This is a genomic window from Promicromonospora citrea (genome assembly GCF_013004695.1).
GTDB lineage: Bacteria > Actinomycetota > Actinomycetes > Actinomycetales > Cellulomonadaceae > Promicromonospora > Promicromonospora citrea.
The window spans coordinates 1-4,082 of record NZ_JABEMG010000229.1; the positions used below are offsets into that span (position 1 = coordinate 1).

Annotated in this window: 4 protein-coding genes; 1 reads left to right on the forward strand and 3 read right to left on the reverse strand. The window is 75.7% G+C overall.

The features are described 5' to 3' along the window. A partial coding sequence (locus tag HLB15_RS22805; protein ID WP_212760258.1) for a hypothetical protein occupies positions 1 to 770 on the forward strand: 770 nt, incomplete at its 5' end. A gap of 4 nt (positions 771 to 774) precedes the next feature. Here HLB15_RS22805 and HLB15_RS22810 read toward each other — a convergent pair. From HLB15_RS22810 to HLB15_RS22820, 3 genes are all read right to left on the reverse strand, one after another. After that, complete coding sequence (locus tag HLB15_RS22810; RefSeq protein ID WP_171108961.1) at positions 775 to 1,200, reverse strand: hypothetical protein; 426 nt, start codon at positions 1,198 to 1,200, stop codon at positions 775 to 777. Positions 1,201 to 1,356: 156 nt separating this feature from the next. Continuing rightward, positions 1,357 to 2,778, reverse strand: coding sequence for a Re/Si-specific NAD(P)(+) transhydrogenase subunit beta (pntB, locus tag HLB15_RS22815; RefSeq protein ID WP_171108963.1), 1,422 nt, complete (start codon positions 2,776 to 2,778; stop codon positions 1,357 to 1,359). Further along, a partial coding sequence (locus HLB15_RS22820) for a Re/Si-specific NAD(P)(+) transhydrogenase subunit alpha (RefSeq protein WP_171108965.1) occupies positions 2,775 to 4,082 on the reverse strand: 1,308 nt, incomplete at its 5' end. The genes pntB and HLB15_RS22820, both read right to left, overlap by 4 nt.

Below are 4,082 nucleotides of genomic sequence, written 5' to 3' on the forward strand. Positions count from 1 at the left end.
CGGTCGCCGCGCAGCAGTCCACCGACCGGCCCCGCCCCGGGCCGCGGCCGGACGACACGCAGCCCGCGCACCCGCCCGTCGTCGTCGTGGACACCGACGCCGGGACCTGGCACCGCACCGCCCGTGCCGCGGGCGGCACCGCGAACTCGCTGCTCATCGCCGTGTGCACGGAGATCCTGCTCGCGGCGGGCGTCGCGACACCCGGCACGCCCGTCCGCGTGTCGGTGCCGGTGAGCCTGCGCGGCTCCGGCGACCTGCGGTCGAACGCCACGTCGGGGGTCTCGATCGCCGTCGACACGACGGTGACGCCCGCGCCCGAGCGGGCAGGCGTCGTGACCGACCTGGCCCAGGTCCGGTCGGCCGCCGCCGCGGAGTTCCGGGCCCTGACGTCGGGCACCCGGGTGGACGCGCTGGGCCCGCTCAAGCCGCTCCTGCAGATGGTGCCCGACGCCGTCGCCAAGCGTGCCGCCCGCGACGCCACCGCCCCGCTGTGCCTGGCCTCCAACCTCGGCCGGCTGCCCGCGGCGTTCGCCGCGCCGTTCGGCACGCCCGCGTCGGGTGTCCTCATGCGGGGCGTCACGCAGGGCCTGACCCGCGGCCGGCTGCGGCAGATGCGCGGCGGTCTGGACTCCTGGTGGTCCGAGCACGACGGCGTCGCGACCCTCGTGGTGCTCGGCCTCGACCCGGAACGCCTGGGTGAGCCGGCGCAGGTCCGCGCCGCCGTCGAGACGGTCTACGCCCGCCGCGGCCTGCCGGTCCGGTTCTGGTGAGCCGTCACGCCGCCATGCGGACCGGCGGGTGACCGTGCCGGGTCCGCAGCTCGTCCGGCGGCACCGCGGGCCTGCGGCGGAGCGTCGCCAGCACCCCGCCGGAGGCCGCGGCGAACGCGAGGACGCCGAAGCCGGTGGACCACGGGTCGAGGTCGACCGTGAGCGCGAGCACGAGGACCGCCGCGGCGGGCACCGCGAGCCCCAGCACGACCGACGCCCGCGGCCGGCGCAGGGCGCGGGCCACACGGGCGACCGTCCAGCCGACGAGCGCCCAGGTCACGAGCGCGAGGACCGCACCGGCGACCAGGGCGAAGAGCTCGCCGGCGTTGTGCGCGCCGCTGGGAGGCCCGAACCAGAAGAGCTCCGTGGTCGCGACGAGCGCCAGGAACCCGACGAGGGCGACCGCACCGGTCGCGAGTGAGCGTGTCACCACTCCGCCTCCGCACTGAGGGACTGCGCCGGGCTTTCTCGGCGCGCCCCTTTATACCAAGTCGAGACCGCGCACCGTCAGCGCGGCTCCTTCAATTCACCCACACATCACCACACGAAGGCAAAGGGCGCCGCCCGCGCCCGGTGTCGGGGGCCCTCAGAGGGCCTGGACGATCAGCTCCACCTGTTCCTTCGCGTCGCCGAACAGCATGGCCGTGTTCTCGCGGAAGAAGAGCGGGTTCTGCACGCCGGCATAGCCCGTCGCCATGGACCGCTTGAAGACCACCACCTCCCGAGCCTGCCACACCGCGAGCACCGGCATGCCCGCGATGGGCGACGACGGGTCGTCCTGCGCCGCCGGGTTCACGGTGTCGTTGGCACCGATGACCAGCACGACGTCGGTGCCGGGGAGGTCGTCGTTGATCTCGTCCATGCCGAGCACCTGGTCGTAGGGCACCCTGGCCTCGGCCAGCAGCACGTTCATGTGGCCGGGCAGCCGCCCCGCGACCGGGTGGATCCCGAACCGCACCGTCGTGCCGCGCGCCGTGAGCCGGGCCACGAGGTCCGCCACCGGGTACTGCGCCTTCGCCACCGCCATGCCGTAGCCCGGCACCACGACCACCGAGCGCGCGGCCGTGAGCCGGTCCGCCACCTCGAGCGCCGTCGTCTCCCGGTGGGTGCCCTGCTCGACGGAGCCACCGGGCGCGGCCGCGCCCGTCTCCGCGCCGAACCCGCCGAGGATGACGCTCACGAACGACCGGTTCATGGCCCGGCACATGAGGTAGCTGAGGATCGCACCCGACGAGCCCACCAGCGCACCGGTGATGATGAGCAGGTCGTTGCCCAGCATGAACCCCGCCGCGGCGGCGGCCCACCCCGAGTACGAGTTGAGCATCGAGACGACGACGGGCATGTCGCCGCCGCCGATCGCCGCCACGAGGTGCCAGCCGAGGGCGAGCGCGACGAGCGTCATGAGCACGAGCGGGACGAGCCCCGTGCCCGGCGCGGCGAGGAACCACCACAGCAGCCCGCCGCACGCCACGAGGGCCGCGAGGTTGAGCCCGTTGCGGCCGGGCAGCAGCAGCGGCGAGGAGCGCAGGCGCGCCGAGAGCTTGCCGAACGCGACCACCGACCCGGTGAACGTCACGGCACCGATGAGCACGCCGAGGAACACCTCGACGAGGTGCACGGTGCCGCCGTGCCCGGCGTCGCCGGACGGACCCGAGGACGAGCCGAGGTAGGAGCCGAAGCCCACGAGGACGGCCGCGGCGCCGACGAACGAGTGCAGCAGCGCGATGAGCTCCGGCATCTGCGTCATCTCGACCGTCCGGGCCCGCCACGTGCCCACGGCGGCGCCCACGAGGAGCACGAGGACGATCAGGCCGGCCGTGACGCCGGCCGGCCGCTCGGACCGCACGAGAGAGAGCGCGACCGTCGCGGCCAGCGCGAGCCCCATGCCCGCCATGCCGAGCAGCGCGCCGCGCCGCGCCGTCTCCTGCCGGGACAGGCCCGCCAGGGACAGCACGAACAGCACGCCCGCGACGAGGTAGAGCGCCTGGACCACGGACCCGGCGGTCATCGCGCACCCCCGCCCGCGGTCGCGTCGGCCGGGTCCGCGCCCCGCCGGAACATGCCGAGCATGCGGTAGGTCACGAGGAACCCGCCGACGATGTTGATGCTCGCCACGGCGGAGGCGAGCACGGCGAGCGTGGTCACCACCGGGTCGGCCGAACCGATCTGGAGCATGCCACCGACCAGGATGATCCCGGAGATCGCGTTGGTCTGGGACATGAGCGGCGTGTGCAGGGCGTGCGTGACGTGCGAGATCACGTAGAACCCGACGACCACCGCGAGCGCCAGCACCGTGAAGTGCGCCGCCTGCTCGGCGGGCGAGGCCGCGACGGCGAGGGCGCCGAGCACGGCAGCGAGCCCGGTGAGGGCGGCACGGAGCGCGGGCCGACGGCGCGGTACGGGTGCGGGCTCCGCGGCCGGGGCAGGGGCCGCCGCGGCCCCTGCCCCGGCCGCCGACACCGCGACGGGCGGGGGCGGCCACAGCACCTCGCCGCCGGTCGTGACGGTCATGCCGCGCACGACGACGTCGTCGAGGTCGAGCGCGGGCCGACCGTCGCGCGCGGGCGTGAGGAGCGCGAGGAGGTTGGCGACGGCGGTGCCGAGCAGCTCGGAGGTGTGCCGGGGCATCCGGTCGGGCAGGTCGGTGTACCCGAGCACGACGACGCCGTTGTCGCTGACGACCCGCTCGCCGGGCACGGTGAGCTCGCAGTTGCCTCCGCCGGGCGCGGCAAGGTCGACGACGACGCTGCCGGGCCGCATCGCCGCGACCATCTCGGCCGTGACCGTCGTCGGCGCGGTGCCGCGCACGAGGGCCGTCGTGATCACGACGTCGGCCCGCGCCGTCTCGGCCGCGTAGGCGCGCAGCGCGGCGGCCTCCTGGTCGGCGGTGAGGGCGGACGCGTAGCCGTCGGTGCTGACCTGCTGGGCCGCCGCGTCGGCGCGGACGACCGTGGCGCCCATGGACTCGATCTGCTCGGCCGCCTCCGGGCGCACGTCGAAGGCCCGCACCTGGGCGCCGAGGCTGCCCGCGGCCCCGACGGCGGCGAGCCCGGCGACGCCCGCGCCGATGACGAAGACGGTGGCGGGCGGCGTCGTGCCCGCCGCGGTGACCTGGCCGGAGAACATCCCGCCGAACTCCGCCGCCGCCTCGACGACGGCGCGGTAGCCCGCGACGTTGGACAGCGCGCTGAGCACGTCGAGCGACTGCGCGCGCGAGATGCGCGGGACGGCGTCGAGCGCGAGGGCGGTGACGCCGCGCGCGGCGAGCTCGCGCAGCAGCCCGGGCCGTGCGGCGGGCGACATCTGCGCGAC

Bases quoted from the DNA above. Each gene is read 5' to 3' on its own strand.
- pntB (WP_171108963.1), bottom strand. From the start codon at position 2,778: ATGACCGCCGGGTCCGTGGTCCAGGCGCTCTACCTCGTCGCGGGCGTG.